The organism is Chamaesiphon sp. OTE_20_metabat_361, from assembly GCF_031364565.1.
Genome location: NZ_JANLWO010000866.1, coordinates 1 through 2,945, shown reverse-complemented (window position 1 = coordinate 2,945; position 2,945 = coordinate 1). Strand labels below are relative to the sequence as shown.

The following is a 2,945-nucleotide window of genomic DNA, read 5'->3' as shown; positions in this document are numbered from 1 at the left end:
GAGCGACTGGAAACTCCGCACTACTTTTCACCTGACAAGTGAAGTAGTACATGCCGCCACCATCGGGATTTTGAACGTTATTCAAGACAACTTCGATCTCACCTTTGGTTTTGAGGCGTTTGGCTAGGTCGATTTGGATGGTTTGATTTTCACGATTCCATTCGACTGATTCCACGGGAATAGATTTACCGCCAGCAAACACTTCAATCGCCTTGTCATCAAACTTACCTTTGTAGTAATCGGGATAAGTAATTTGAATCTGGGCAGCACCGAGCCGATTGATTTTTGAGCCTGGAAGTTTGAGGCTGTAGCGGTCGGTTGTATTGCGGTATCCGGAGTCTAAGCGATAACTAAGTTGATTTGAGGGATCGACACCGCTAAATAAAGTAAATCCCGGCAAACTGTCGGCTCTAGTAACCAGGGGCGCAACTGCAACCAGGCATCCAGCCAGCGCGAGGATCGGGAATAATTTCTGAGCTGTCTGAATTTTTAACATCTATGTTCTCTACTAAATCTCGAACTTTAAGAATATGCTACTTAAATTTACTCTTAATTTGAGATTAATTGAATAAGATCGATCGACTTTGGTCGGAAATTAGGCTAAATCCGCTAAGTACAATCGCATCATCTAGCATTTAGTAGCTAAATTTTTGTAATTGATGATACAGTTTGTTGATGAAACTCAAACCTAGTCCCCGCTGGATGTCGATCGCTTCCAGATGGAAATAATTAATTCAGCAAATTAGCTGATGTAATGTGATGACTGCTGAGAGTAGGATGTCGATATTTTTGCCTCGATTACATTATTACCCCGATTGTAGGTAGGTGAGTGTGTTGGGTTTCATTCTTCTGCTTGGTGCGCTCAATCTTGAGGAAACCTCCAGAGCGCGCATCCGCAACCCAACCTACAGATCCTAAGCGGCTTTTCGCTCCCATCTCTTCTCGAAATAGTAACTAGATTTACGCCGTAGAGTACTAATTAGAGTTGTTTGCACAAAAATAGTCGTTCTGGGCGATGCCAGGGAATAAACGACCAGACTAACTCTGTCGAGATGACTTCATAGCCTAATTTCTGATATAAATTGCGACCGCGTTCGTTATCGCCCATCACATGCAGATGGATTTCAGTAAAGCCCCAAGACTTGGTTAATTCCTCGCAGTTGAGGAGGAGCTTTTGAGCGACACCACGCCGTCGAAAATCGCGGCTGACGGCGAGATTCGAGATGTAGACATAACGATGATGTGTTGATTGACGATAGTTAGCATTCCTGATCCCAACTTCGATCGTGCCGATGACGCGTGACTTTCCTAGCTCTGTGTATGAGGCAATCGAGCAAACTTGTTGCTGGGGTTTGGCGCTGGTGCTGTTACTAGCCGGGTGAGTGCGCAGACGATGGCGGAGGTCTTCGGCAATCCCTAGTTTGAATAGGGGTGTAAACCACCCCATCCAGCCCCGATCGAAGTGAAAACTTCTCGTAATAATATCAGCTACGCAATGTATTTCATCTTCTCGCACGTTCCGAATCTCAATGCGATCGGGATCGAGATCGATCGGCTCGGCGATATCTACAGTGTTTGCGATCATGCGTGTCTGAATTATGGGGGTTTGTGCTGAGTTTCGATCCACCACAGTATTGAGTAACTCGACTTGATAATTCAATGCGATCGAGTGTTCAACTATTTAGATTCGCAGTCAGTCGATCTACAATTAGAACTAACAAGTGTAAAAGACTTACTCTCTAATATAACTCATTTAGCCGATCGTGCAGGCGATCGAGGTAATCCTTTGGCATCTCACCCCGAGCATCAATCTCCTCCCGAACGACCCCAATCGAGTGTCGTTGGCACAAAGCCCTCTCCCGTGGAGAATCGCACCGCTAACGCGAACCCTCCCATTGTGTTGGTAGAAACTGCGTTCTTGGCTAGCGCGACCAGCCTACTGTGGTTATTAAGTTATTACTTGCCTGCTGTGCCAGTATTTAGAGTATTCTTTCCCATTCCGATCGCGTTAATTTATTTACGGTGGGGTCGTCGCGCTGGCTGGATGACAGCCCTAGTTTCGGGTTTACTACTAACGGTATTAATGGGGCCGACGCGGAGTATTTCTTTTGTGATTCCATATGGGATGATGGGCGTACAATTGGGAGCCTGTTGGCGGCGGCGGACTAGCTGGCTGACCTCGATTTCACTAGGGGCGATGGTAGATTGCCTGGGGGTTTTCTTCCGGTTTTGGTTGACTTCGGTGTTATTGGGTGAAGATTTGTGGGTCTACCTGATGCTCAGGATGCGCGACTTTTGTGAATGGCTGTTCGTGCAAGTCGGGATCTTAGCCGAGCCGAGTTTACCAGTAATTCAAGTGCTGGCGATCGCGCTGGTGTTAGTGAGTAATTTTGTCTATGTTTTTGTCGTGCATCTGGTGGCACTACTGATGTTTGAAAAGCTAGGTAATTCGCTGCCCAAGGCACCTGCTTGGGTGGATACATTATTAGAGTTATAAGTAGGTTAGGTGCAATTATTTATAAAATAGATTACAACTGAAACCTAGCTGGTGAGAAATGTCCACCCTACGCGATATCTTTTATGTGACGACTATGAGATATCTAGGCTGTTGAGGATGTCGGTAATGACCTTGGAGTGCCCACCAGCCCCATACAAATACGTGTATTTAGTAGCCACCATATAAATATTTCTCAAGTTACGCGAAGTTAGCGCGGTGATGTTTGGGCGACTTGCTCACCAGGCTATGTGGATGCGAAGTTAGCGCCGCATCACAGCAGCCTAGCGATTTTAGAGCGTGACTGAATTTTGAGCGCGAGTCCCACTATAACTCTAACAATGTATCCACCCAAGCAGGTGCCTTGGGCAGCGAATTACCCAGCTTTTCAAACATCAGTAGTGCCACCAGATGCACGACAAAAACATAGACTAAATTACTTACTAAGACC

3 protein-coding genes are annotated in these 2,945 nt (G+C 46.0%); 1 reads left to right on the top strand and 2 read right to left on the bottom strand.

From position 1 onward, the window contains the following. A partial coding sequence (locus RMO35_RS24295; RefSeq protein WP_309745180.1) for a DUF2808 domain-containing protein occupies nucleotides 1-496 on the bottom strand: 496 nt, incomplete at its 3' end. A gap of 483 nt (nucleotides 497-979) precedes the next feature. Next, nucleotides 980-1,585, bottom strand: a complete 606-nt coding sequence (locus RMO35_RS24290) for a GNAT family N-acetyltransferase (protein ID WP_309745178.1) — start codon at nucleotides 1,583-1,585, stop codon at nucleotides 980-982. A 63-nt stretch (nucleotides 1,586-1,648) separates the two neighbouring features. On the opposite strand from RMO35_RS24290, the gene RMO35_RS24285 reads away from it, so the two are divergent. Then, nucleotides 1,649-2,497 (top strand): DUF2232 domain-containing protein, encoded by an 849-nt coding sequence (locus tag RMO35_RS24285; RefSeq protein ID WP_309745176.1) that lies wholly within the window; start codon nucleotides 1,649-1,651, stop codon nucleotides 2,495-2,497. Nucleotides 2,498-2,945: the final 448 nt, after the last annotated feature.